This window comes from Mixta sp. BE291, from assembly GCF_031457955.1.
Classification (GTDB): domain Bacteria; phylum Pseudomonadota; class Gammaproteobacteria; order Enterobacterales; family Enterobacteriaceae; genus Mixta.
In genome coordinates, this window is sequence record NZ_JAVDXN010000006.1 from 221,560 (window position 1) to 246,117 (window position 24,558).

A 24,558-nucleotide genomic window follows, 5' to 3' on the forward strand; every position below is an offset into this window, starting at 1 on the left:
AACGAATGAAATGAACGCAACGTTAATGCACGACATTATCTTTTACATCATGTACTTTTCCCTCACGATTGCGCTGGTGATTATTATTGAGCGGGCCATCAGCTTTGCCTGGACATGGCGTCAGGCGCAGCAGTTGGAGCAGGCGTTAACGCCGCAAACGCGTCAGATTGATGCCCTGCCTGCGGCGCTCCTGCGCCGCAACAGTTTGCCCATCGCCACGATCCAGCCGCTTTTACAGCATAAAGGGCAGCATAACGCGCAGGCGTTAAACGATCTGGTGGAGACGCAATATCTGCTCAGCAAACCGCGGTTAAACCGCGGGCTGTGGCTGCTGGAAACCATCGTTACCGCCGCGCCGTTGCTGGGCCTGCTGGGCACGGTGATGGGCATTATCGATACCTTTAAGGCGCTTTCCGCCTCCGGCGTCTCTGAGCCGAGCCTGGTATCGGCGGGCATGGGCACCGCGCTGTACGCTACCGGCCTCGGCATTGCCATCGCGCTGATTGCGCTGGTAGGCAATAATTATCTGCAAAGCCGCATGGATCGCATTGGCGAACTGTTAAAGGTGTTGCTGATTCGTGCCGCTAACGCCGCGCTGCCGCTGCCGGAAACCGCTAATGCCTGGGCGGAAAACGGAGCGCAGCGTTATGCCTGATATTTTTGACCGCAGGTGGCTACGCCGCCTGCCTTTTATTCTCTGGAGCAGTGGTCTGTTGATGTTAAGTTGCCACGCCAGCGCACGTTTTGAAACGGATGGCTATGAGCTGGTCTATACCGCCCCGACGGAAACCCAGCTGCAGGCGGAGGATCTACGCCGCAGCGACGACGTCTGGCGCGAGATGTTTGCTGCCGCGCAGCAGCGCATCGATATTGCGCAGTTTTACGTCGCCAACCAGTCCGGTTCGCGGCTGGACGCCGTGCTGCACGCGCTGCGCGAAGCGGGCGAGCGCGGGGTGAAAATCCGGTTTTTAATGGAAGAGAAAGGGCTGCGCAACAGTACCCCGGAGACGCTGGAGCAGCTGAAAAGCATTCCTGGCCTTGAGCTGCGCCTGATGCCGTTTGGCAAACTCAGCGGCGGCATCATCCACGCTAAATATTTTGTGGTGGACGATCGTCAGGCGTTTGTTGGCAGTCAGAATTTCGACTGGCGCGCGCTGGAGCATATTCAGGAAACCGGCCTGCGCATCAGCGATGCGCCGGTGGTGGCGCAGATCGCGGCGGTGTTTAATCAGGACTGGCAGGCGCAGGCGCTGCTGGCGGCCGATCAACCGGTGCCGCCGGTGCCACAGGCGGCTGACAGCACCGATCTACGCAGCGGCAACTATCTGGTCGCCAGCCCACGCAACTGGAATCCGCCGGGCGTGATCGATTCGCAGGCGGCGTTACCGCAGCTGCTGGCGTCGGCGCAAAACTCAATACGCGTTCAGGTAATGGACTATGCGCCACTCTCTTACGGGCCGCAGCGCAGCCGTCCCTTTTATCCGCTGATCGATAACGCTTTACGCAGCGCGGCGGCACGCGGCGTCCATATTGAACTGATGGTCGCTAACTGGAACACCGACCGACCCGATATCGACTGGCTGAAAAGCCTGGCGCTGGTGCCTGGCGTGCAGATCAAAATAGTGACCATTCCGCCAGCGAGCAGCGGCTTTATTCCTTACGCCCGGGTGATCCACAGCAAGATCATGATCCTTGACGATCGACTCGCCTGGATCGGCACCAGCAACTGGCGCGGCGGTTATTTCGACAACTCGCGCAACCTGGAGCTGGTGATGAATAATGAAAGCATGGCGCAACGGCTAAACCAGCTTTATCAGCAGCTGTGGCACAGCCCCTACGCCGCAGCATTGCGTATCGATTATGACTATCCGCCACCGCAGCCAGGCGGCGAGAAAAAGTCACCTTAACGCCACGGCGGCAGGCTGGCTGCCGTCTGGTATCTGGCCTGATGCGGCGTCACCGCGCCGCACATGTTCCCGCAGCCGTTAACTTAAGAAGCGCTCCGCGAGATGACTAAAAAATATCGCGCCCGGCGCAATTAACTCGTCATCAAAGTCATAGCCTGGATGATACAGCATCGCTCTTTCCGGCTCGTCGCCTGCGCCAAGGAACAGATAGCTACCGTGAGGATTCTCCGTCAGCATAAAGGCGAAATCCTCGCTGCCCATCACTGGCGCGGTATGCGTCCAGACCCGACTTTCTCCCACCAGCTCCTGCGCCACGTTAATGGCAAACCCCGTCGCCGTTGGATCGTTCACCAACGCCGGGCTGCCGTTGATACGCTCGATCTTCACCTTTGCGCCGAAGCTTTGCGCCTGGCCATGAACAATATCGCCGACACGCTTAAGCAGCTGCTGGCGCACTTTGTTATCCAACGCGCTTACGCTCAGCTTCAGTAGCGCGCTGCCGTTGATAATATTGGCGGTTTGGCCTGAACAGAGACTGCCGATGGTTATCGCCGCAGGGGAAAACGGCGAGACGTTGCGCGCCACGATGGTTTGCAGCGCCAGCACAATCTGGCAGGCAACCAGCGTAGCATCAACGGTTTTCTCCGGAAACGCGCCGTGACCGCCCTTGCCGCTTATCGCAATATGTAAGGTATCGGACGAGGCCATGATTGCGCCGGTGTTAAAATAGAAATGACCTTTTTTTAAACCGGGCATGGTATGCAGCGCGTAAATCGCCTCGCAGGGAAAGCGCTGAAACAGTCCATCTTGCAGCATCAGTTGGCTGCCAGAGAGCAGCTCCTCGCCCGGCTGAAATATCAGGTGCAGCATCCCGTTGAAGCGCTGAGTTTTTGCCAGATATTCCGCCGCGCACAGCAGCATCGCGGTATGACCGTCATGGCCGCAGCCGTGAAATTTGCCGTCGGTTCGGCTGCACCAGGGCTTATCGCTCTGCTCCTGCGCCGACAACGCATTCATCGCGGCGCGCAGGCCCAGCGTTTTGCCGCCGCGCCCCACCTTTAGCGTGCCTACCACCCCGGATTTCGCCATGCCGCGATGCACTTTATATCCCCAGGAACGTAGTTTTTCAGCAACGATATTACTGGTGCGCAGCTCCTCCAGCCCGGTTTCAGGATGCTGGTGCAGATCGCGCCGCAGCGCTATAAACTGTGCCTGATTATCTATAATATGCTGGAATCTACCTTTCATTGCCTTCCCTGTTAACTATTCTGACCGCTATTATCGTGGCAATGCGTTTCACGTTATCTGCGATTAAAATGCGGACGCGTGCGCATACAGCCTAAAATGGCCTGGCTAATAGTATGAAAATTTACGCTACATATATAATTAATTAACCCATACTATAAATAGCGCATTACTTTTAAATTGCGTGCTAATTATCGCTCTGGGAAATATCGTTTTATCCTGATTGCGTGCGAATTGTGGAATTTATTATTAATTATTATTTTTACTCAGATAGTTAATCAGGATGCACCGGTAAAACATTACCCGAATAAACCATTAACCAACGACACGGTGGTTTAAGCAACGGCAGTGAGATAGCCAGGCTATTTTATTAGCATAATCTTTGGCGGGTTGCGTTTATTAAACACGTTACAGGCAGGTGGATTTACGTGATAAGCAGATAACGGCCAGTCAGCAAAACCACGGCAATCCTTTGCCGTGGCGATAAATCAACGCGCTTCGTTCAGGCCAAACTGATCGAAGTCAGCGGCATCGTGACGTTCTGCCAGCGACGGCTCGCCCCAGGTTCGGTTAACGATACGTCCGCGCGCTACCGCCGGGCGCTCGCCGATCTCCTGTGCCCAGCGTTGCAGGTTTTTATAGGAAGAAACATCCAGAAATTCCGCTGCTTCGTACAGGCCGCCCTGCACCAGCACGCCATACCACGGCCAGATGGCGATATCGGCAATGCTGTACGCTTCACCGGCGATATAACGATGCTGAGCCAGCTGGCGATCCAGCACGTCCAGCTGGCGCTTGGCTTCCATCGCAAAGCGGTTGATGGCGTATTCGATTTTTTCCGGCGCGTAGTGATAAAAATGGCCAAAGCCGCCGCCGATATAGGGCGCCGAACCCTGTAGCCAGAACAGCCAGTTCAGGGTTTCAGCACGGGCGGCGCGCTCCTGCGGCAGGAAGTGACCAAATTTTTCCGCCAGATAGAGCAAAATATTGCCGGATTCAAACACACGCACCGCTGGCGTTTCTGAGCGGTCCAGCAGCGCCGGTATTTTCGAGTTGGGGTTAACCGCAACAAAACCGCTGGAGAACTGATCGCCTTCACCGATACGAACCAAATGCGCATCATATTCCGCGCCGCTTTCCCCCAGCGCCAGCAGCTCTTCCAGCAGAATCGTGACTTTCTGCCCGTTTGGCGTGCCCATGGAATAGAGCTGCAACGGGTGTTTGCCCACCGGCAGCGCCGATTCGTGCGTGGCGCCAGAAATCGGCCGGTTGATTTTCGACCAGCTTCCCGCGCCCTGCTGATCCCATTGCCAGACCTTCGGCGGCTGATAATTGTTCTCTGACATAGTGTGGTGTCCTTGATAGTAGTGATGAAGTGACGTACTACGCTGAACCGAGTGTAGCAGGCGGCATTGAACAAACTTAACCTTGCTGGCCTTCCCTCGTGGTCAGCGCGTCAAAATGACAGGCCCACGTCATTTTGACATTTTTCCGCGACATCAAAATGACAGCGCCCTTTATGTTAACCGTTGTGATTCAGCGGGTTATCTATGGCACAGGGTTTGCAATAGCATGGAGGCAGTGGCTGTGTGGCTACTGTGCTAACCGCTAAAGGAGCCAACCATGTCCTGGTATGATGATTTGCAGCGTCAGGTAGAAAAATGCGCCGGCAACGAAAATATGATGCGCGAGCTGCTATGTGAAGTGGGGGTTCGGGAGTTGATTGCCCATAATGAAAGCTATGCTTTACCGCGACGCAAACGTCTTTTTAATGCGCTACGCCAGCGCTTATTTCGCCCAAGCGCCTCACGGTAATCATTTTGTCTGGCAGGTTGAAGTAAATGAAAATAATGGCAATTGAAGCCAATATCGCCGCTGGTAGGCGTGTGGGCGCCGCTTGAGGGTTAGCACAGCCGTTAACGCTTTTTCGGCTGGTATTTCTCCGGAATCGGCGGCACCGGACGTTTATCATCAATCAGGTGACGGATCGCCAGAATCGGGTGATAGATAAGCATACGCGGCCCCGCCCAACGCATAATCTGTTTCATCTCTTCGCGCTTTGCGGGCTGATAACAGTGGATTGGGCACTGTTTACAGGCAGGTTTTTCCTCGCCAAAAGCGCAGCGTTCGAGGCGCTTCACCGCATAGTGATACAGCGACCGATAGCGTTCCGCATCGCTATCGGCCTGCGGGCAGTCAGCCTGATACAAGGCGATCATTTTCTCAATGGTGCGTTTTTCACGCTGAATACGTTTTCCTGACATGTGCATAGTCCACAAAATTAATAAGGAATTGACCATCCGATAAATACCGAACGGTGACGTTTTACCCTAAATTAATTTTGTAAGTGTTAAGCGTGATCAAAGGAAAACTTTATTGCAGGAAAGGGCTGACAGGCAGCCCTTTAACGCTTATTCGTTATCGGGTTCGCAGACGGTAGATATCGGCAAAATAGAGATGGCCTTTCTTTTCATACTGCGATTTCAGCGTATTTTTCTCAATTTCTGTCAGCACGTTGCCAGCAAGCAGTGACTGAATAAAAGCTTCTTCTACATGCACTTCCATATACCAGTCTCCGGTATAGCAGTTTCTCCACGCTCCCCGGTCAATATCCTTGACCTGATAAGAAGGGTTTACATGGAAAAAGAAGAAAAAGTTACATACGGCAAAAATTGCGCAGCAAACGATATACTCGATTGTTCCAAAGGAATCAGAGTAGATTAAAAGCCCCATGGTCAGAATAAACAGAAAGCACATTAACAGATAAAGCCCCGAATACTGTTTGATAAAAGAAATATCAAAATAGGGACGATCGTTACGCTGCTCTTCTTTGTTGATTCTGTCTAACTCTTTCTGTAAGACAGCATTAAGTTCATTACTCATTTCTAAAGCCTTATCAACCCGTCAGGTTGTCGTTAACAGTTGCATCAATCAAAGAACTTATGGCCGCTCTTTACTCATGTGTTTAATCATGCGCTGGTGGTTATTCATTATTCAAATAGCCATACTGGAAAAATGAATCGGATCCGCCAGCATTTCAGACAATATTTTCAGGCTATCTTCGCATTGCTGACGGGTCTGCGATCCGCCCAGGCACAAGCGCAACGCCTCTACCGGATTATTGTCAGTGCAAAAGGCAATACCGGAAACCGCGCTGATGCCTTTCTCTCGTAACTTCGCGGCGGCATCAGAAGAATTTGAATTCATCATTTTAGGCAGCGGCAGCCATAAATGATAACCCTCCTGATCAGCGCGATATTCATAGCCGGACAGATAGTGCGCGGCCATCTTCTGACGTGCCTTTGCTTCATGTTTGATACCACTTAACATGCGATCGGCGGTGCCGTCGTTAATCCACTGGCGCGCCAACGCATTGGTTAACGGGCTGGACATCACGGTCAACGCCCGCAGCACGCTGGAAAGCAGCTGGGTCGCCTGTTTATCCGGACCTTTAAGAAAGGCGATGCGCAACCCAGGCCCAAAGCATTTCGACATGCCGGTGATATACCAGGTCAGTTCCGGCACCAGTTCAGCAAACGTCGGGATTTGCAGGCTGCTCAATGCCGCATAAGCGTCATCTTCTATAATGGCAATATTATAGCGGCGGCAGCTTTCAGCCAGCGCGCGGCGGCGTGCATCCGGGATGGTTAACGTCGTCGGATTTTGCAGCGTCGGGTTGATATAGAGCGCGCTAACCTCCCCGCTTCGACATAATCCTTCAAAAGCCAATGGGTCAGGCCCATGCTCATCGCACAGTACCGCCTTTAACTTAACGCCAAGATGGCTCGCGATGGCTTTCATCCCTGGATAAACCAGATTACTGACGCAGACGGCCCCTTTTTTGCGCTTAAACAACGTCATAATGCCGACAAGCGCGCTGTGGATCCCCGGGCAGACCAGCACTTCTGATTCATTCTCTACCTGAAGCTTACGGCCTATCCAGAGCATGGCTGCCGCTTTATCTTCCGCGGTGCCGCCAAAATCCTGATAGCGCATCAGGCTCAACATATCCGTCTGGTTGAAAAGATTGATCGCCCCGGCGCGTAGCGCTTCTTCAATAACCGACCCGGCAGGCTCAACGGGTGCGTTCATGGTCATTTCATAACTGCTGGCCGTTAACGCCGCTGAAGAAGAGGCTTTATTGCGAATAAAACTGCCCAGGCCGGGACGAGAATCAATCAGTCCTCTGCGACGTGCTTCCGCATAACCACGCGTTACGGTTGTGTAGTTCAGGCCAAGGATCTCTGCCAGTTCACGCAGCGGAGGCAGGCGATAGCGCGACGGTAACTCGCCTGTTGTGATGCCCTCGGCAATAAAATCTGCAATTCGCAGATACGCCGGGCGCTGAGTCTGTTGTTGCAGCTGTGATGCCCAGCGCGTGAAAAGTGAAGTCACCATTTTCCAGCCCAAAGGATTAACGTTCGCGCACAGTAATAGCACAAAGAAAATCAATGTGTAACTTGATTGCATCATTGATTGCATATTTTTTTACATCATGTTTATTGATCGCCTCTTATCCTCAGAAGAGGAAAACAATAACCCGTTGTATTTAATACAACTATAACAAAGCAATTTGGTGCTGTTATCAGCAGTGCAGATATCTGATGATTGATTGTATGGGTAAACTTTATTTGATTATTGGCTACTGAGGGAATATGGCGGCAGGAGATAAAAACAATGCCGGTAGCTGTGCGGAAAACGGTGCAGAAGAAAGATGCGATCCGCACCGCTTTACAGTCATCAATGTACGTCTGAAAGCTCTGCTGGCTCATATATTTACCTCTTTCCTGCCCGTTTGTGTGGGCGGCATTGTGATGCGTTTATCGTAATGACCTCTGCGTTACGCACATTGCATACTTAATGTCTACATCAGAAAAGGACAATATCATGCCAGCCGCAAACAGCATGTCCATTAAGCGCGAAACATTAAATCTTCGCATCAAGCCCGCAGAGCGCGATCTTATCGATCGGGCGGCGAAAGCCAAAGGGAAAAACCGCACTGACTTTGTGCTGGAGGCTGCTCGCGCCGCCGCAGAAGAGGCGTTGATCGAGCAACGCATCATTATGGCCGATCCGCAGGCTTATCAGGCGTTTCTGACTCGTCTGGATCAGGCTCCCGAGCCAAACGATGCACTGCGTAAAACCATGTAGACCGCTGCGCCGTGGAAGCAGGAAAAATGATCTCCGTCCCTGAACCTCTCCATGCCGGACATATCCTCCCCTCGTTTTGCTGCGACGTGGATTCAATGGATAACTGGCTGAAACAGCGGGCTATGAAAAATCAGGTCACTGGCGCATCCCACACCTTCGTGTGTTGCGGCAGCGATTCTAACGTACTGGCGTATTACTCGCTGGCATCCAGCGCGGTAACGACCAACACCGCCCCCGATCGCTTTCGTCGCAATATGCCCGATCCGATCCCGGTTGTAGTGCTGGGCCGTCTGGCGGTGGATAAATCACTTCACGGGCAGGGCGTCGGGCGGGCGCTGGTTCGCGATGCTGGGTTACGGGTGATTCAGGTGGCGGAAACTATCGGCATTTGCGGGATGCTGGTTCATGCCCTGTCGGATGAAGCGCGGGAGTTTTATCTGCGGGTGGGGTTTGAGCCGTCGCCGATGGATTCGATGATGCTGATGGTGACGTTGAATGACCTGATGTATGCCTGACGGGTCCTGTTTAGCGCTAATAAGATGATATTTATTTCAAGAGTAGAAGGAAGAGTGAGGCGGTAACGCCTGCGTTTAATCAGAACAGAAATGTGGTGGAAAGCCAGAAAAGCAAAAACCCCCGCTTTTCAGCGAGGGTTTGGAAGAAGTGGTGCCCGGACTCGGAATCGAACCAAGGACACGGGGATTTTCAATCCCCTGCTCTACCGACTGAGCTATCCGGGCAACGGGGCGCATTAAACCGTAAAGCCGCGAAGCCGTCAAATGCTTTTCGCTGAATTTCGCCTGATTGCGCTCTTTTGCAGCAATCGGTAAAAACAGGCGTAAAAAGCCCCCCGTTGCACCTCCAGCGGCTTAACCTTTATCCAGCCGGGTCGATAACCCTTGGTGAAACCCATAACACAATAAAGGTTCACCATGTTCAGTGCTATTACAGCAGGCATTGCTTCGCGTTTTGCTTCACAGCAGCGAGGTTCAGCCACCCTCGCCTCGTTAAATGAAGCGATCGCGATGATTGAATTTAAGCCCGACGGCACCATCCTTACCGCTAACGATCTTTTCCTGCAGCGGATGGGCTATCGCCTTGATGAAATAGCCGGGAAACATCATCGGATGTTCTGCCCGGAAGATTTAGTCAACTCACCAAAATACCTGACCTTTTGGCAGCGACTACAGCGCGGCGAAAGCTTCAGCAATAAATTTTTGCGTATCGACAAACAGGGGCATCCGGTCTGGCTGGAAGCTAACTATGTTCCGGTGCGCGATCGCAGCCGTAAAGTCACGAAAATTATCAAGCTGGCCTCAGACATTACCGCGCATATTCTGGATGCCCAGGAACAGCGCGCGATGACCGCCGCCATCGATCGTTCCATGGCGGTGATCGCGTTTAACCTACAGGGCGAAGTGCTGAAGGTTAACGATAATTTTCTGCAAACCACCGGCTACCGCGCGCAGGAGGTTATCGGACAGCATCATCGCATGTTCTGTACGCCTGAGCTGCGTAGCAGCACGGAGTATGCGCAGTTCTGGCAAAAGCTTAACCACGGCGATTTTATTTCCGGTTTGTTTCATCGTATCGACAAACAGGGTCGCCCGCTCTGGCTGCGCGCCACCTATAATCCGGTATTTGATGAAGAAGGCCAGCTGTATAAAATCGTTAAGTTCGCTTCTAACGTCACGGCACAGGTGGAAAAAAGCCAGCTGGAGCGCGATGCGGCGCAGCAGGCTTATGAAACCGCGCTGCGTACCGATGAAAGCACGCGCGTTGGCGCCAGCGTGGTGGAAAGCAGCGTACAAAATATCAATGCGCTGGCGGGCGAGCTGCACGGCGTTTCCGGCGATATCTCCAGCCTGAGCACGCAGTCAGATCGTATCGGCCTGATTGTCGAAACCATTCGCAGCATCGCCAGCCAAACCAACCTGCTGGCGCTGAACGCCGCGATTGAAGCTGCCCGCGCCGGTGCGCATGGGCGCAGCTTTGCCGTGGTTGCGAATGAGGTGCGTTCACTGGCGGCCACGATTAACCAGGCCACCAGCGAAATCGAAGTCATGGTACGGGATAATAATCAGCTGGCAGGTAAAGCGCTGACCAGCATCGAAAGCAACCTCCAGCGCGCCGATCGCGGCGTGGCGCTGGCGCAAGAGGCGGGCGAACTGATTGCCGAAATCCGTAGCAGCGCAGCGGAGGTGGTCAGCGCCATCAGCCACGTGACCGAGGCGCTAAAACAAGATTAAACGTCCCTGTTAAGCGGGCGGGTCAGGCAGAAAAATATGGTCCAGAATCTGCCTGACTACTGGCGCAGCCACAACCCCCTCGCTGCCGCCGTTCTCCAGAATCAGCGCCATTGCCACTTTGGGATCGTTATAGGGTGCGAAAGCGGTATAGAACACGTGATCGCGCAGCCGTACCGGGATCATTTTGGCGTTATACACCTCATTCTGCTTCAGGCCAAATACCTGCGATGTGCCGCTTTTCGCGGCGATGCCGTAAGGTGCGGTATGAAAATATTTGTAGCCAGTGCCATTGGGGGCGTTAGCCATGCCAAACATCGCGCGTCGTATCAACGACCAGTAAGGTGATTTCGCATCAGCGATCTGCGGCTGCGGCTTCTCCGGTTGCCAGTGGGTAATGTTTTTACCACGCTGGGCGCTATCCAGCAGGTGCGGCGTCACCACACGCCCGTTGTTAATCAGCGCGTCCAGCGCCTTCACCATCTGGATTGGCGTGGCGATCCAGTAGCCCTGCCCGATGCCAACCGCGATCGTATCCCCCTGATACCAGGCACGCTTATGCACTTTCTGCTTCCAGGCGCGATCCGGCAGCAGGCCGTTGTACTCCTCTTTCAGATCGATACCGGTAGATTTGCCATAGCCGAACTTGCCCAGCATCTCATGAATACGATCGATGCCCATATCAAACGCCACCTGATAGAAAAAGGTATCGGCGGATTCCTCAATCGCTTTGGTCACATCCAACGTGCCGTGCCCGGTTTTTTTCCAGTCACGGTAGCGCCGCTGCGTGCCTGGCAGCGTCCAGGTCGGCGCGCCGTAGTAGGTGGTGTCCGGCGTAATCACGCCGTTCAGCAGCGCCGACATCGCCATATAGGGTTTTACCGTTGAGGCGGGCGGATAAAGCCCCTGCGTCACACGATTGATCAGCGGCAGATCTTTATTTTTTAGCAGCGTTTCATAGGCTCGATAGCTGATGCCTTTCACAAACGGGTTAGGATCGTAGCTGGGGCTGGATACCATCGCCAGCACCGCGCCATCACGCGGGTTTTCGATCAGCACCGCCGCCCGCTGCCCTTTTAGCAGGCTCTCCACATATTGCTGTAGCTTGAGATCGATAGTCAGATGGATATTCTTTCCGGCCACCGGCGGCACCTCTTTCAGCACCCGCACAATGCGCCCGTGATTATCCACCTCCACTTCCTGATAGCCGGTTTTGCCATGCAGCAGCGGCTCGTAGTAGCGCTCTATTCCCTGTTTACCGATGTTATGATCGGCGGCGTAGTTCTCCGCCACGCCCATTTCATTCAGCCGCTGGTAGTCGCGATCGTTGATCTTAGAGACGTAGCCCACCACATGCGCCAGCGCGGCGCCGTAAGGATATTGCCGATCCTGATAGCTATCGATCTCAACGCCGGTAAAGCGATATTGGTTGACAGCGAAACGCGCGACTTCCTCTTCGCTCAGCTCGCTTTTCAACACCACCGGCCGATAGCGGCTGCTCTGCTTCAGCGCCTGGCGGAAACTATCGATCTCTTCCGGCGTCAGGCCGACAACCGGCGTCAGCGCCTGGATCAGCGCCTGCATATCTTTGATTTTGTAAGGCATTACCGTTACGTCATACCAGGTAACGTTTTTAACCAGCGCCGTGCCGTTACGATCGTAAATAATGCCGCGTCGGGGCGCGATCGGGATCATTTTGATATCATTTTGATCGGATCGCGTCTGGTAGTAGCCGTGCTGTTGCACCTGCAAATGCCAGAGGTTCACCATCAACGCAGCGAAGCACACCACCACCAGACCAAACGCGGCGCATGCGCGTCGGACAAATAGCTTCTCTTCGGCGGCAAAATCAGGAAGTTTCATCTAATAAATAGCAGTTTTAATCATTCTCATTTGGCTGCCCATGATAAAGAGCTGAATGGGTCAAACTAGCGAAAAGATGCATATCGGCCAATAAAAGTGTGACATTTATTGAGGATGTAACAGATAACCCTGCGAAAGCATTATATTTGCCACTTCTGGTGCGGGAAATGCGGGTGAAAATGCGAATAAACCGCATTCAATAAGTGAATTAATTATCTTTAAAATCAGTAAATTAAAAAGATAAAAAGCGCAAAAAAGCGTATTCCTTTAAAAGCCTTTGCTGCATAATTACCCATCACCTTTCATCTGCTACTCTCTCAAGGAATCGCTATGCTGACCAATGACATGACCGCACGTTTAAACGAGCAGCTAAACCTGGAATTTTATTCCGCTAATCTCTATCTGCAAATGAGCGCCTGGTGCAGCGATAAAGGCTTTGAAGGCGCGGCGGCGTTTTTGAAATCCCATTCGCGCGAAGAGATGGAGCATATGCAGCGCCTGTTTGATTACCTCAGCGATACGGGCGCCATGCCGGTGTTAGGCAGCATCGCTGCGCCGCCGGTGGCCTTTAACTCACTGGCGGATCTGTTTGAGCAGACCTACGAGCATGAGCAACTAATCACCCGTAAAATCAATGAGCTGGCGCATATGGCGATGACCACCCAGGATTACTCCACCTTCCATTTCCTGCAATGGTATGTGGCCGAGCAGCATGAAGAAGAGAAACTGTTTAAATCGGTGCTGGATAAACTGGCGCTGGTCGGCAACAGCGGCAAAGGCCTGTTCTTTGTGGATAAGGATCTGGCGAAAATGGATGGCGAAAGCCACGGCCCTGCGGCCTGAGTGCGGCAAGCGCCGACGCGTATAAGGGCGTCGGCGCAACGATCACAGCATGGTTAACCGCAGCTCAGAAGGCTGTGGTCGACCAAAGAAGTAGCCCTGAAACAGCGTACATCCCTCTTCTTTCAGCTTATCGAACTGCTCACGGTTCTCCACCCCTTCCGCCGTGATCTGAATATCCAGGCTGCGGCTCATACCGGTAATCGCCCGAATAATCGCCAACGCCTCACGGCTGTCACTCATATCGTTGATAAAGGAACGGTCGATTTTGATTTTATCGAACGGGAAAGAGCGCAGGTAGCTAAGCGAAGAGTAGCCGGTGCCGAAATCATCCAGCGCAATCATCACGCCAAGCGCTTTCAGGTTTTGCAGCGTATGGATATTACCCAACGTATTATCCAGCAGCACCGACTCGGTGATTTCGACTTCCAGCCGCCACGGCTCCAGCCCCGACTCACGCAGCGCGCCTTCGACCACCGACACCAGCGTGCTGTTTTTAAACTGAATGGGCGACAGGTTCACCGATACCGCCTGCGCGCCGCTCCAGTTTTTCGCCTCACGGCACGCTTCATACAACGCCCAGGCGCCCAGGCTGTGAATCAAACCGGTCTCTTCCGCCAGCGGAATAAACTCGCCCGGCATAATCAGCCCTTTTGACGGATGATGCCAGCGCATCAGCGCTTCGTAGCCGATAATGGCTTGCTGATCGCTGTTAGTAATCGGCTGATAATAAAGCCGCATCTGATTATCGGTTATCGCCTCGCGCAGATCGTTTTCCATCGCGCGTCGCGTACGCGCCTGAACATCCATCTCCTGGGTAAAGTACTCATAGCGATTACGTCCGTTGCGCTTGGCTTCATACAACGCCATATCGGCGCAGCGCAATAGCTGCTCAGGAGAGGCGAAATCGGCACTGGCAAAGGCGATGCCGATACTCAGCCCCACCGATAGATTGTGCCCGTCAACGTTTACCGGCGGCTGCACCACCTCAATTAAACGCTGCGCGACCATGCTCGCCTCCTGATGATGGCTCAGGCCTGGCAGCACAATGGCAAACTCATCGCCACCGATGCGCGCCAGCGTATCCTGTTCACGCAGCGCGCCACGCAGGCGCTTGGCGATAACGCGCAGCAGCTCGTCGCCCGTTTGATGGCCCAGCGCATCGTTAACATTTTTGAAGTTATCTAAATCAAGACAGAGCGCCGCCGTATGCCGATCGTGCGACTCCGCCTGGCGCAACGCGTCGCTTAACCGCTGGCGAAACAAAATACGGTTGGGCAGGCTGGTGAGATAATCATGATGCGCCATATGATGAATACGCGCATCGGCGGCGCGCTGGTCGGTCACGTCATCGACAATCAGCATAAGGTATTGCGTACGCGCATCGCCGCCGCGTATCGTTGCCGCGCGCGTATGCAGAATGCGCTCGCCACCGGCGGTAATCAGCTGGCGCTCGCTTTGATGAATACCTTCGCAACGTAAAGCCGCATCCGCCAGCACGTTAAAATAGTCGCTCAGCTCTGGCGGCAAACATTCATGCGGCTTTTTGCCCTGCATACTGTTTTTCTCGACGCCAAACAGCTGCTCGGCCTTGCGGTTAACCAGCAGGATTTCACGGGAAACGGCATCCTCCACCAGCACGCAAGAGGGAATGCTGCTGATGATGGTATCCAGGAAGCGCGACATGGCGGTCATGCGCTCGCTCTGCGCCTCCGCCAGATCTTTGGCGCGCAGGATTTGCTGCTCATATTCACGCCGCTCGGTGATATCGCGGGTAATTTTGGCGTAGCCAACCAATTTGCCGTTTTCATCATGAATCGCGTCGATCACTACATGCGCCCAAAAGGCGCTGCCGTCCTTGCGATAGCGCCAGCCTTGATCCTCAAAGCGCCCGGTAGTGCGCGCGGTATTCAGGTTGATCGTCGGCGTTTTGCTCTGGCGCTCCTGCGCGCTGTAAAATAGCGAGAAGTGCTGGCCGAGGATCTCCTGCGAGGTATAGCCTTTGGCACGCTGCGCGCCCGCGTTCCAGTTCACGACGTGGCCGCCAGGATCGAGCATATAGATGGCATAATCGGTGACGCTTTCCACCAGCAGCCGGAATTTCTCTTCCTCTGCGCGCCGCTCACGCTGTAGCTCGCGCTGTTCGGTGCAGTCACGCGTGATCTTGGTATAGCCAATCAGCTTGCCGTTATCATCATGGATGGCATCAATGATGACGTGCGCCCAGAAGGCGCTGCCGTCTTTACGATAGCGCCAGCCCTCATCCTCAAAACGGCCGGTGCGGAAAGCAGTCTGCAAATTTTTCTCAGGAATATAGGCCATGCGCTCCTGCAGGCTGTAAAACGTGGAGAAATGTTTCCCCACGATCTCATCTGCGCTATAGCCTTTGGCACGCTGGGCGCCTGCGTTCCAGTTCACTACCAGCCCGTCGAGATCGAGCATATAGATAGCGTAATCCGTCACGCCCTCCACCAGCAGACGAAATTTTTCCTGCTGCTCACGCTGTAGGCTCAGCTGCGCCTGTTGCTGAGTACAATCACGCGTGATCACCGCAAAACCCATCAGCGCATTATCGTCAGCGTAAATCGCGTCAATCACCACATGCGCCCAGAAAGCGCTGCCATCCTGACGAAAGCGCCACCCCTCTAACTCCAGGCGGCCTTTATGCGCGGCAATAGCCAGGTTTTTGGCCGGTACGCCTTTTAACTGGTCAGATTTATCATAAAAAACGGCGATGTTTTTGCCGATAATCTCTTCCGGCGCATAGCCTTTGATCCGCTTCGCGCCCGCATTCCAGTTGGCAACGGTGCCGTTGGGGTGAATCATATAGATTGCGTAATCGACTACGCTCTGCACCAGTAGCCGATAAAGTATGTCTGGGTTCTCGTTCATCATGTTGCCCGGTTGCTGCCCGGATAGCGATCTGGGCGGGTTGGACACGGCAACGTAGTGCGTCTGGCTGGTCAGCGCTACGCTAAAGGAAAACTTATCAATCTGCCCGATATCAGTTGCTCGGGTAAACTCTTGCCATTGATATCGGCAAAGGAGGCAGATTTTTCAGGAATTTAAGGATGAAATGATCTTAACAAAAAGACTTAAGCCAGATTATCCTTCCGGATGATTGCTGTGCGGTGAGACGCAAACGTCGCCTGCCCTTGCCAGCTATGCGCAGGGAAAAGACACAAGCCGCCTGGCTAAACGCGTTATGCTGTCCCGGCTTTCACTGATTCATCGACCAGACAAGGCCACGCATGAAAATTGATGCAGATATTAGCTTTCGCAAACTGGAAATTTTTATCGCCTTTATGGCCAGCGGCAATATTGCCCGTACCGCCGAACAGCTGAACTTAAGCAGCGTCAGCGTCCATCGCGCCCTGCATACGCTGGAAGAGAATGTGCGTTGCCCGCTGTTTATCCATCAGGGCCGCAGCCTGAAGCCGCTCTCCGCCGCGCATACCCTGTTGGAATATGCGCTGGAAGCGGTCGATGCCATGGAAAAAGGGATCCTCGACGCGCGCCAGAAAGCAGGACTGGGACAAAAACGAATGCGCATCGGCACGCTCTATTCGCTGACCATGGAGACGGTGCCGCGCCTGATTATGGGCATGAAGCTGCGCCGTCCTGAGCTGGAGCTGGATCTGACCATGGGTTCTAACCAGCTGCTGCTGGAGAAGCTTCATCTGGGGGAACTGGATGCGATTTTACTGTCGGTCACCGACAGCCAGATCGATCGGCGACGGCATGAGGTGCTGCCGCTGTTTGAAGATGACATCTATCTTGCCGCGCCTGCCGAAGCCAAACTGGGAGAAAGCCACCATGCCGACCTGCGTGATTACCGTCAGGAAAAATTTGTTTCGCTGGCGGAAGGATTCGCCACGTTTCACGGCTTTCAGGAGGCGTTTGGCGTGGCAGGGTTTGATGCCAATATTGTGATGCGGGTTAACGATATTTTTTCCATGCTGAGTCTGGTGCAGGCGGGCGTAGGCTTTGCGCTGGTGCCGGGCAGAATGCGGCGCGTCTATGAAAACAGCGTGCAGCTGCTGCCGCTGACGGAGCCTTATCAGATGCGCCAGTCGATCGCTATCGTGTTCGAGCGCAATCGCGAACACGATCCCAATCTGCTGGCGCTGGTCGCCGAAGGGCGCATGTACGCCCGCGAGGTGTTAACTAACGCTGAGCGCGCGCCTGTTGCGCCAGCCTGAGCGCCAGCGCCAGACCGCCTTGTTCCAGCGACAGGGCATCGCCACGCGACAGCGGTTCACGAGCCAGCCCGGTCAGCACCGCGCCGGGCGGCATTTCCAGCGCCAGCCCGACGTCACGTTCGTTGGCTGCTTCCATCGCCTCATGCCAGCGCACGGTGCGCGCCATATTCATCGCTAAGTCGTCAGCAATCTGTTGCGGCTGCCACAGCAGGCGTGCGCTGCTGCCGCTGAGCCAGGCGCAGCGGGGGCGCGTCAGGGTCACGCGGGCAAAAGCCTGCGCCAGCTGACGCGCGGGTTCGTCCAGCAAGGCACAGTGAGAAGGTACGCTCACCGCCAGCCGGTGAACTTTCTGCGCGCCGTGCGCCACGGCCAGCTCGCCAACCTGCTGCATCGCCGCCTCGCTGCCCGCAATCACCATCTGTTGGGCGGCGTTGATATTCGCCAGGTAACAGTCGCCCAGCAGCGGCTCAATGTCGCGCTGCCGCAGGCCGGTAATCGCCGTCAGGCCGTAGCCGGAAGGATACGCCTGTTCCATCAATTCACCGCGCAGCGCCACCAGCCGCAGCGCATCAGAAAAATCGAGCGCCCCGGCCACCACCGCCGCCGGAAAAGCGCCAATAGAAAGGCCGCTGACCATATCCGGCTCCAGCCCCTGGCGCGCCAGCTCGCGCGCCCAGGCGACGCCCGCAATCAGCAGGCAAAGCTGGACGGCGCGCGTATGGCGCAGCGCCTGTTCACTATCCAGCAAAGAAGCATCCTGATTTAACGCTGTGCTCGCCTCCTGCAACAGGCGATCGCCATCGGGCAAATGTTGCAACATGCCGACGCGCTGCGGCCCTTGCCCAGGAAACGTATACATTATTTTCATTGGTCTGCATCCTCCATCGGTGCCTGCCAGGGATCGCTCACCAGACGCGGCCCCCGGTTGGTTTTCAGCAGCGCCCGTCCGTCGCGCAGCCACTCATTCAGCGCAAAGGCGCCGTTGGGCGTCTCCACCTGCGTATCGGCCCGGCACGGCAGACGCATCACCTGCTGTTGCCAGCGCTGAAACGCGGCGGGCGGCAGCGGCTGCGGCGCACGAATCAGCAGATCGAGATCGCTGGCGCTGTGCAGCACCGGCACATCGGTCGCCAGCGCGTAACCGCAGCTGCCGGTCACGCCCCACGGCCACGGCCATGACTGCTGCGCCAGCAGGATCGTCGCCTGTACCGGCTGCTGCGAAACAAAAGCGGAACGCAGCAGCTGCGGCAGATCCACCAGTGACTCCGGCGTTACGCGCTTCACCATCGCCGCGGCAGGCAGCCAGGCGGCAGCGCGCCGCTCGCGTCCCATACCGCGAATCCCCACGGCAATAAGCCCATCCGGATGCCAGTCCCGGCGCACCACCAGCGGCAACGCAGGCCGCCACTGCTGTGCTACCCAGTCAGGCAGATCGCCTGTCAGCGCCTGCGGATCGTTGAGCCAGATAAGGTCGTGAGGACGCGGTAACATCAATTACATTCCTGCGGTTAAAGAGATAAATAAAGGCAGCGTGACAATACAGAGCACTGAACTGATCAGCAAGGCAGCTTCAGCATCAGGCGACTGTACGCCAAACCGGTTACCGAACACCACGCCGAAGAAACCGGCAGAGAGCGCAATCATCAGAATCGCCGTAATCGCCAGCGAACCATGTAGCCCCATCATCAGCACCAGCGCCCAGGCGATCAGCGGCTGAATCAGCAGTTTCGTCACGCTGGAGAGCGCCACCGCGCCATTCAGCTTCAGCTGACGCGCCGACAGGATCAGGCCAGTCAGGAACAGCGCAGCGGCGGTCGCGGCCAGGCCCAGCGGTTTAATCGCCGTAAGCACCAGATCGGGCATATGAATACCCAGCGCCGACAACACCACCCCCAGCAGCGGGCCCCAGACAATTGGTTTTTTCACTGAACGCCACATCAATACCGGCAGCATCGCCAGCGAAGAGCCTTGTGCAGTACCGGCGGTACGCGCTTTTTCACGTTCCAGAATCAGCAGACAGAACGGCGTCATTAATACCGAACCGCAGGCAATAGAAACCGCGACCGAAAGCGAGGTGCCGCCCGTTTCGCCCAGTACGCTGCCCAAAATCGGCAAGCCCAGCGCGGCGTAATTCGGCAGCGCGACCGTGAGCGTTAGCACGGCGGCATCCTGCGGCGACTTATGGAACCACTTAATACAGATAAAGTAGATGGCGGCGTAGGTAATCCACATCGCCAGCGTCAGCACCACCACCAGTGGCATCTGTTCAACGATGCCGCTCCATGGCGTCTGTACGGTAGCGCTAAACAGCGCGGCCGGCAGTGCAAAGTCCATGACAAAGATATTCAGTAAAGCAACGTTCTTGTTATCCACCATTTTTGCCTTACCGGCCATAAAGCCCAGCAGCATAATGATGAAGATTGGGGCGAGTGCATGGAGAATGATGTAAGTCATATTTCACCTGTATAACAAAGAGTTGTGATTAGCACAGGTGCGATGGTTTTATTATTTTTACAGGCTTTTCTTATAAGATGGGCAGCACGTGCCCATCACTATCCACCTGGCAGGTTTGTCTTAACATAATTACCAGAGCGCGCGCATACGTTCGCGCACCAGCGCAGAGCTACGGCGGTTGTCGCCGCGCAGACGGTGTTGCAGCGTGCGGTCGCCTTCACGCGCATCTTTAATGGCGCGAATCAGCGACGCGGTGACCTGCTGTTTTTCCTGCTCGCCCGGCGCATCCGGTTTGGCAATGTCCAGCAGCTCATCAAGAATGCCCAGCGTCTGGAAGTTTTTGACGTCGTACGCCATCGGCGGCACGGTAGAGGCCAGCTCGATCAGCGCTTCGACGCTACGCAGCGTGATACGCGCCGCCGATGCCTGACCCATTGCATGGATCATCACGCCGGGATCGTTAAAAGCGATCAGCCGGTTTGCCTGATAACCATGCGCCAGAAATGCGCCGGACATCGCTTTGCCGACAATCAACCCGATAACCGGATGACCCGCCAGCCGCGCCTCTGCCCAGGCGGCGGCTGAAGCGGCCAGCGCCTGATGGATGCCAAAGGCTTCTTCACGACGGCCATAGGCCTGGCTTGGCACATCAATCACCGCCACGATCGGACGTTTATGCTCCGCCGGTTCATCGGCGGCGATGGTTTCCTGCACCACTTTTGCCAGCGTCCAGCCCTCAAGCAGACCGACTTCACCGCCCGCCGCACGCGGGAAATGGTTATTTTCATCGGGTACTACGGCGATATAACGTACGTTTTCACCGTTCAGCTCAGCATCTGCCACCTGAATCGACGGACAGAGGCCGCCTAAACGCGGCGCATTCTGACTCAGCAGCGACAGCCAAATCTCGCCACGACTGTTGGTTTTCATAGCGCATCCCCCGCAAAAAATTGTTGAATCTGTTCGGTTTCCGGCTGCTGGGTGGTATCCACCTTGTTCAGCCGCGCCAGCATATCCTGATAGTTATCGGTGCGATGCCGTGCCGGAACGCCGTGCGCCAGCGCCTCGGTTACCGCCTCTTTAACGGCGTTTTGTCCATCATTCACCAGCACGTCAGCCAGCCCGCTGCGATAGCGCGCTTCGCCGCCGGTCATGCGCCAGATAAAAGGACGGTCGCGCGAGTCATATTCATCAACGCCCGCTTCCTGTTCGATAACCTGCGGGCCGTTCAGCCCCAGGCGCGCTTCACGGGTCACGATCAGCGAGCTGCACAGGCCGGCGGCAATTGACATGCCGCCAAAGCAGCCCACGGTGCCGGTAATTACGCCCACCACCGGGGTATAGCGACGCAGATCAACAATCGCTGCGTGAATATCGGCGATCGCCGCCAGGCCGAGGTTCGCTTCTTGCAAACGCACGCCGCCGGTTTCCAGACAAAGCACCGCCTGCGTCGGCACGCCACGACGATGATCTTCTGCCGCCAGCTCTAACGCCGCCGCCATTTTTGCGCCGGACACTTCGCCCATGCTGCCGCCCTGGAAGGTGCCTTCGATGGCGATCACCACCGTGGGTTTGCCGTCCAGCGTGCCTTTCGCCACCACCATGCCGTCATCGGCCTGTGGAACGATGCCCTGTAGCGGCAGCCACGGCGACATAATGCCGTCAAAGGGATCGAGCAGTTCGCGATAAGACCCTTCATCCAGCAGCAGGCGCGCACGTTCACGCGCCCGCAGCTCAATAAAACTGCTGTCGTTACGCATTAGCCGCCTCCTCAAATACCTGTTCGATACGAATACGCGCCACGCCCGGCGTCGCGCCAAAGTCATGAATCGTCAGTTTGCCGGCCGGCAGTTCGGTCAGCGTGCTGAGGCGGTCAAACAGCGCCCGCCAGCGCGCTTCAAAATTCACGATCGATGTCGTGATGCTGACTTCCAGCCTTTCGCCTTGATCGGCGACAAACAGGGCTTCCATATCACCGGAGCCCACAACGCCAGCCAGCGCCTGCCCATACAGGGTGCGAGTGGCGGGGTAAGAAAGTGTGATTTGTTCCATAACATCCTCAATCTGTAGGTAAGCAAATACCATCGAGAAACAGCGTGGCCGCCAGCAGATCGGCCGCTCCGCCCGGCGAAGCGTTCAGTGCCAGCATTCCGGCATCAAGACGGGCCAGCGCCTGGCGTCCGGCGGCGGTTGCACAGCCGCCAGCGTCCAGCACCTGCTGTGCGCCCTGCTGCATCGCCTGTAATCCGGCCAGGCCGGCACGCGACAGCACACAGGTATCGCTCAGCGAGGTCATGATCGCCATCAAGGCGTCAAGGCGCGCTTGCGCTTCTGTGGCGCCGCCCGCCCGGCTGCGCCACAGCTGCGGCAGCGCCAGTTGACCGATATGCGGGAAAGCCTGCTGCGCCTCTTCGCGTGCGCCGGGAACCCGGTAACGCTGCGTGGCCCGCAACCCTTTACTGAAGCTGCGCGGCGCGCGATCGTCCGGCAGACGCGCCAGCGCGGCGGCAGCCTGGCACACCGCAGCGGCGCTCGCTTTGCCGTCCAGCATGGCTGCGCCGCTGACCAGCAGCCCCAGCGCCCAGATCGCGCCACGGTGCGTGTTGACGCCCTGCGTGGCGGCCATCATCTGCGCTTCGCCACTACGCCCCAGCTCGCCGACCTGCTGACGTAGCGCCACATCCGCGGGTCGCAGCCAGCTATGTAATGCCAGTGCGTAAAAGGTCGGCTGCAACGCATGTGCGGATCGCTCCATCAGCGCCAGGTTTAAATCCTGATGCGCCCCGCTGCCGCGTCCGTCCACCAGGCCCGGCTTCGGCGTCAGACGCGCTTCGGCGATCAGCGCGGCGGTTGCCTGCTCTGCCAGCCGTAAGGCCAACGTTTCGGCACGCTGCGGTGAGAGTTGCGGTTGAATTGCCATTACCAGCTCCGGAATTTAGCCGGTGGGTTGTAGAGGCCGCCGGACCATTCCACCAGATCCGCCACGCTGCCTGCGGCCAGCAGAGAACGGCTGGCTTCACTGCGGCGAATGCCTAAATCTTCCGGCCAGGCGACTTTGCCTTGCTGACGCAGTTTTGCCACGCGCTGGGCATCAACACCCAGACCGATATCGGTGATCCCGGCGACTGCCGCGACCATCGCCCGACGTTCTTCCATCGACTCGGCGCGATAGAGATAGGCGATGCCCTCTTCGGTCAGAACGTGGGTCACGTCATCGCCATAAATCATCACCGGCGCCAGCGGCATCGACGAGGCTTTCGCCACATCAACGGCATCCAGTTTTTCGACGAAGGTCGGTTTACCGCCCGCCTGGAAGGTTTCTACCATCTGCACCACCAGCTTACGGCCGCGCACCATGGGATCGGGCTGGGTGATGGTTGATAGCCAGGCCGGTGTGGCATGACGACGGCCGTGCGGATCGTGACCCATGTTTGGCGCGCCGCCGAAGCCGGAGAGACGACCACGGGTAACGGTTGAAGAGTTGGCGTAGCCATCAATCTGTAACGTCGAGCCGATAAACATATCGACCGCGTACTGACCGGCCAGCTGACAAAGCGCGCGGTTAGAGCGCATTGAACCGTCCGCGCCGGTAAAGAAGATGTCAGGGCGTGCGGCGATGTAATTTTCCATCCCCAGTTCGCTACCGAAGCTGTGAATGCTTTCCACCCAGCCGCTTTCAATCGCCGGGATCAAGGTTGGATGCGGATTCAGCGTCCAGTGTTTACAAATTTTGCCTTTCAGCCCCAGCTGTTCGCCATAGGTTGGCAGCAGCAGCTCAATGGCGGCGGTGTTAAAGCCGATACCGTGGTTCAGCGACTGCACCTGATGTTCGGCGTAGATGCCTTTAATCGCCATCATCGCCATCAGGATATGTTCCTGTTTAATCAGGCGCGGATCGCGAGTGAACAGCGGCTCAATAAAGAAGGGTTGATCGGCGACCACCACATAATCGATCCACGAACCGGGAATATCGACGCGCGGCAGATCGCTAACGTCATCCACCAGTTCATTAACCTGAGCGATAACGATACCGTTGCGGAAAGCGGCGGCCTCGACCAGCGCTGGCGTATCTTCGGTACTCGGTCCGGTATAGAGGTTGCCCTGACGGTCAGCTTTGAAGCCAGCGACCAGCGCGACGTTCGGCACCAGATCAACATACAGGCGGGCGTAGAGTTCGATATAAGTATGGATGGCGCCGATTTCCAGCTGTCCATCCTCCAGCAGCTGCGAAATACGCAGGCTCTGCGTACCGGAGAACGCGAAATCAAGCTTGCGGGCGATGCCCTTTTCAAAAATATCCAGATGTTCGCTGCGGCTGACGCTCGGCATCAACATATGCAGATCGTGTACTTTTTGCGGATCAACTTCCGCCAGCATACGTGATAAGAAATCGGCCTGTTTCTGGTTATTCCCTTCCAGCACGACACGGTCGCCGGGGACAATAAGTTTTTCCAGAACGCTGGGTAAATCATGGGTGGGCAGAACTTTACCTGGGATAGAGAGTGATGCGATGCGTCGTTGTTTTTCAGTGCGACGCGTATCCCAGACGCGGCCTGCCGATGCTTCAGGCAACATGGCTAACCTCCTGGCTTGATAGTGATTTAAGTAAAATCGACAGGGGAAAGTTTCTGCCTGTTAGGCGAAAGCTTC

Annotated in this window: 24 protein-coding genes and 1 tRNA gene; 9 read left to right on the top strand and 16 right to left on the bottom strand. The window is 55.8% G+C overall.

Going from position 1 to position 24,558, the window contains the following annotated elements; all coding sequences use genetic code 11:
• Nucleotides 1-10: 10 nt before the first annotated feature.
• Nucleotides 11-655, top strand: coding sequence for a MotA/TolQ/ExbB proton channel family protein (locus J2X14_RS15560; protein ID WP_352412081.1), 645 nt, complete (start codon nucleotides 11-13; stop codon nucleotides 653-655).
• Between the two features lie 61 nt (nucleotides 656-716).
• A complete protein-coding gene (locus J2X14_RS15565; RefSeq protein WP_352412186.1) occupies nucleotides 717-1,907 on the top strand; it encodes a phospholipase D-like domain-containing protein in 1,191 nt (396 codons plus the stop codon).
• A 78-nt stretch (nucleotides 1,908-1,985) separates the two neighbouring features.
• On the opposite strand, the gene J2X14_RS15570 is transcribed toward J2X14_RS15565, so the two are convergent.
• Together J2X14_RS15570 and yghU are read right to left on the bottom strand one after the other, a co-directional pair.
• Entirely contained in the window at nucleotides 1,986-3,155 is a 1,170-nt protein-coding gene (locus J2X14_RS15570) for a M20 aminoacylase family protein (RefSeq protein WP_352412082.1), read from the bottom strand.
• Between the two features lie 485 nt (nucleotides 3,156-3,640).
• Nucleotides 3,641-4,498, bottom strand: coding sequence for a glutathione-dependent disulfide-bond oxidoreductase (gene yghU / locus J2X14_RS15575; RefSeq protein ID WP_352412083.1), 858 nt, complete (start codon nucleotides 4,496-4,498; stop codon nucleotides 3,641-3,643).
• A 277-nt stretch (nucleotides 4,499-4,775) separates the two neighbouring features.
• Here yghU and J2X14_RS15580 point away from each other — a divergent pair, with 277 nt between their 5' ends.
• Complete coding sequence (locus J2X14_RS15580; protein WP_352412084.1) at nucleotides 4,776-4,967, top strand: hypothetical protein; 192 nt, start codon at nucleotides 4,776-4,778, stop codon at nucleotides 4,965-4,967.
• 101 nt (nucleotides 4,968-5,068) lie between these two features.
• Here J2X14_RS15580 and J2X14_RS15585 read toward each other — a convergent pair whose 3' ends face one another.
• The 3 genes from J2X14_RS15585 to J2X14_RS15595 all read right to left on the bottom strand — a co-directional run bounded on the left by J2X14_RS15585 (nucleotide 5,069) and on the right by J2X14_RS15595 (nucleotide 7,625).
• The gene (locus J2X14_RS15585) at nucleotides 5,069-5,416 is read right to left on the bottom strand and encodes a nitrous oxide-stimulated promoter family protein (protein ID WP_352412085.1); all 348 of its coding nucleotides are present in this window, start codon (nucleotides 5,414-5,416) and stop codon (nucleotides 5,069-5,071) included.
• A gap of 154 nt (nucleotides 5,417-5,570) precedes the next feature.
• Nucleotides 5,571-6,035 (bottom strand): YlaC family protein, encoded by a 465-nt coding sequence (locus tag J2X14_RS15590; RefSeq protein WP_352412086.1) that lies wholly within the window; start codon nucleotides 6,033-6,035, stop codon nucleotides 5,571-5,573.
• A gap of 111 nt (nucleotides 6,036-6,146) precedes the next feature.
• A complete protein-coding gene (locus J2X14_RS15595; RefSeq protein WP_352412087.1) occupies nucleotides 6,147-7,625 on the bottom strand; it encodes an aminotransferase-like domain-containing protein in 1,479 nt (492 codons plus the stop codon).
• Nucleotides 7,626-7,807: 182 nt separating this feature from the next.
• Here J2X14_RS15595 and J2X14_RS15600 point away from each other — a divergent pair, with 182 nt between their 5' ends.
• From J2X14_RS15600 to J2X14_RS15610, 3 genes are read left to right on the top strand one after another with little or no spacing between them, the layout of a single operon-like run.
• Nucleotides 7,808-7,981 carry a hypothetical protein gene (locus tag J2X14_RS15600; protein WP_352412088.1) on the top strand — a complete coding sequence of 58 codons (174 nt, stop codon included), beginning with the start codon at nucleotides 7,808-7,810 and terminating at the stop codon, nucleotides 7,979-7,981.
• 58 nt (nucleotides 7,982-8,039) lie between these two features.
• Nucleotides 8,040-8,303 carry a type II toxin-antitoxin system TacA family antitoxin gene (locus tag J2X14_RS15605; protein WP_352412089.1) on the top strand — a complete coding sequence of 88 codons (264 nt, stop codon included), beginning with the start codon at nucleotides 8,040-8,042 and terminating at the stop codon, nucleotides 8,301-8,303.
• A gap of 26 nt (nucleotides 8,304-8,329) precedes the next feature.
• Entirely contained in the window at nucleotides 8,330-8,818 is a 489-nt protein-coding gene (locus J2X14_RS15610; protein ID WP_352412090.1) for a GNAT family N-acetyltransferase, read from the top strand.
• A 149-nt stretch (nucleotides 8,819-8,967) separates the two neighbouring features.
• On the opposite strand, the gene J2X14_RS15615 is transcribed toward J2X14_RS15610, so the two are convergent.
• Nucleotides 8,968-9,043 (bottom strand) — tRNA-Phe (locus tag J2X14_RS15615).
• A gap of 192 nt (nucleotides 9,044-9,235) precedes the next feature.
• Between J2X14_RS15615 and J2X14_RS15620 the strand changes: the two genes are divergently transcribed.
• Complete coding sequence (locus J2X14_RS15620) at nucleotides 9,236-10,552, top strand: methyl-accepting chemotaxis protein (protein WP_352412091.1); 1,317 nt, start codon at nucleotides 9,236-9,238, stop codon at nucleotides 10,550-10,552.
• Nucleotides 10,553-10,561: 9 nt separating this feature from the next.
• On the opposite strand, the gene mrdA2 is transcribed toward J2X14_RS15620, so the two are convergent.
• Nucleotides 10,562-12,412: a peptidoglycan DD-transpeptidase MrdA2 gene (gene mrdA2 / locus J2X14_RS15625; RefSeq protein WP_352412092.1), complete on the bottom strand. Its 1,851-nt coding sequence runs from the start codon at nucleotides 12,410-12,412 to the stop codon at nucleotides 10,562-10,564.
• Nucleotides 12,413-12,742: 330 nt separating this feature from the next.
• Between mrdA2 and ftnA the strand changes: the two genes are divergently transcribed.
• On the top strand, nucleotides 12,743-13,255 hold the full coding sequence (gene ftnA, locus J2X14_RS15630; RefSeq protein WP_352412093.1) for a non-heme ferritin: 513 nt from the start codon (nucleotides 12,743-12,745) through the stop codon (nucleotides 13,253-13,255).
• Between the two features lie 42 nt (nucleotides 13,256-13,297).
• Here ftnA and J2X14_RS15635 read toward each other — a convergent pair whose 3' ends face one another.
• Nucleotides 13,298-16,144 carry an EAL domain-containing protein gene (locus tag J2X14_RS15635; protein WP_352412187.1) on the bottom strand — a complete coding sequence of 949 codons (2,847 nt, stop codon included), beginning with the start codon at nucleotides 16,142-16,144 and terminating at the stop codon, nucleotides 13,298-13,300.
• 359 nt (nucleotides 16,145-16,503) lie between these two features.
• Here J2X14_RS15635 and J2X14_RS15640 point away from each other — a divergent pair, with 359 nt between their 5' ends.
• The gene (locus tag J2X14_RS15640; protein WP_352412094.1) at nucleotides 16,504-17,454 is read left to right on the top strand and encodes a LysR family transcriptional regulator; all 951 of its coding nucleotides are present in this window, start codon (nucleotides 16,504-16,506) and stop codon (nucleotides 17,452-17,454) included.
• Here the strand turns inward: J2X14_RS15640 and mdcH are convergent.
• The 8 genes from mdcH to mdcA form a co-directional block, all read right to left on the bottom strand.
• Nucleotides 17,420-18,322 carry a malonate decarboxylase subunit epsilon gene (mdcH, locus tag J2X14_RS15645; RefSeq protein ID WP_352412095.1) on the bottom strand — a complete coding sequence of 301 codons (903 nt, stop codon included), beginning with the start codon at nucleotides 18,320-18,322 and terminating at the stop codon, nucleotides 17,420-17,422. The genes J2X14_RS15640 and mdcH overlap by 35 nt on opposite strands.
• On the bottom strand, nucleotides 18,319-18,945 hold the full coding sequence (locus J2X14_RS15650) for a malonate decarboxylase holo-ACP synthase (protein ID WP_352412096.1): 627 nt from the start codon (nucleotides 18,943-18,945) through the stop codon (nucleotides 18,319-18,321). The genes mdcH and J2X14_RS15650 overlap by 4 nt, the downstream gene beginning before the upstream one ends.
• 3 nt (nucleotides 18,946-18,948) lie before the next feature.
• Nucleotides 18,949-19,908, bottom strand: coding sequence for an AEC family transporter (locus J2X14_RS15655; RefSeq protein WP_352412097.1), 960 nt, complete (start codon nucleotides 19,906-19,908; stop codon nucleotides 18,949-18,951).
• A gap of 129 nt (nucleotides 19,909-20,037) precedes the next feature.
• Complete coding sequence (gene mdcE, locus J2X14_RS15660) at nucleotides 20,038-20,838, bottom strand: biotin-independent malonate decarboxylase subunit gamma (RefSeq protein WP_352412098.1); 801 nt, start codon at nucleotides 20,836-20,838, stop codon at nucleotides 20,038-20,040.
• Nucleotides 20,835-21,668: a biotin-independent malonate decarboxylase subunit beta gene (locus J2X14_RS15665; protein WP_352412099.1), complete on the bottom strand. Its 834-nt coding sequence runs from the start codon at nucleotides 21,666-21,668 to the stop codon at nucleotides 20,835-20,837. The genes mdcE and J2X14_RS15665 overlap by 4 nt, the downstream gene beginning before the upstream one ends.
• Complete coding sequence (gene mdcC, locus J2X14_RS15670) at nucleotides 21,661-21,960, bottom strand: malonate decarboxylase acyl carrier protein (protein ID WP_352412100.1); 300 nt, start codon at nucleotides 21,958-21,960, stop codon at nucleotides 21,661-21,663. Before mdcC ends, J2X14_RS15665 begins: the two co-directional genes overlap by 8 nt.
• Nucleotides 21,961-21,967: 7 nt before the next feature.
• Nucleotides 21,968-22,828, bottom strand: a complete 861-nt coding sequence (locus J2X14_RS15675; RefSeq protein ID WP_352412101.1) for a triphosphoribosyl-dephospho-CoA synthase — start codon at nucleotides 22,826-22,828, stop codon at nucleotides 21,968-21,970.
• Nucleotides 22,828-24,483 carry a malonate decarboxylase subunit alpha gene (mdcA, locus tag J2X14_RS15680; protein ID WP_352412102.1) on the bottom strand — a complete coding sequence of 552 codons (1,656 nt, stop codon included), beginning with the start codon at nucleotides 24,481-24,483 and terminating at the stop codon, nucleotides 22,828-22,830. The genes J2X14_RS15675 and mdcA overlap by 1 nt, the downstream gene beginning before the upstream one ends.
• Nucleotides 24,484-24,558 lie beyond the last annotated feature (75 nt).